This window comes from Mesorhizobium sp. M4B.F.Ca.ET.214.01.1.1, assembly GCF_004791545.1.
GTDB classification, from domain to species: Bacteria; Pseudomonadota; Alphaproteobacteria; order Rhizobiales; family Rhizobiaceae; genus Mesorhizobium; species Mesorhizobium abyssinicae.
In genome coordinates this window covers 1-359 of sequence record NZ_SRUX01000131.1, presented here as the reverse complement: position 1 = coordinate 359, position 359 = coordinate 1, and the positions used below count along the sequence as shown (strand labels likewise).

General features: G+C 69.9%; 1 protein-coding gene. It reads left to right on the top strand.

Annotated features, from left to right (window positions below; genetic code table 11):
• The coding region (locus EN857_RS33610) for an ATP-binding cassette domain-containing protein (RefSeq protein ID WP_135897697.1) at positions 1-359 on the top strand (359 nt) is incomplete at both ends.

Sequence of the window (359 nt, the reverse complement as noted above, 5' to 3'; positions counted from 1 at the left end):
CGGGCTTCCGGCCGGCTACACCACGATCGTCGGCGAACGCGGCGCGTCGCTCTCCGGCGGCCAGCGGCAGCGCCTGACCATCGCCCGCAGCCTGATGCTGCGGCCTTCGGTGCTGGTCTTCGACGATTCGACCGCGGCCATCGATGCCGGCACCGAGCAGCGCATCCGCGCGGCGATGAAGCGCTTCGCCAAGGATCGCGTGACGCTCATCATCTCGCATCGGCTGAGCTCGCTGATGCATGCCGACCAGATCCTGTTCGTGGAAGGCGGCCGGATCGTCGAGCGCGGCACGCATGAGGAGCTGCTGGCGCTCGGCGGACGCTACCGCGCGCTCTACGACCTGCAGCTCAGGCCCGACG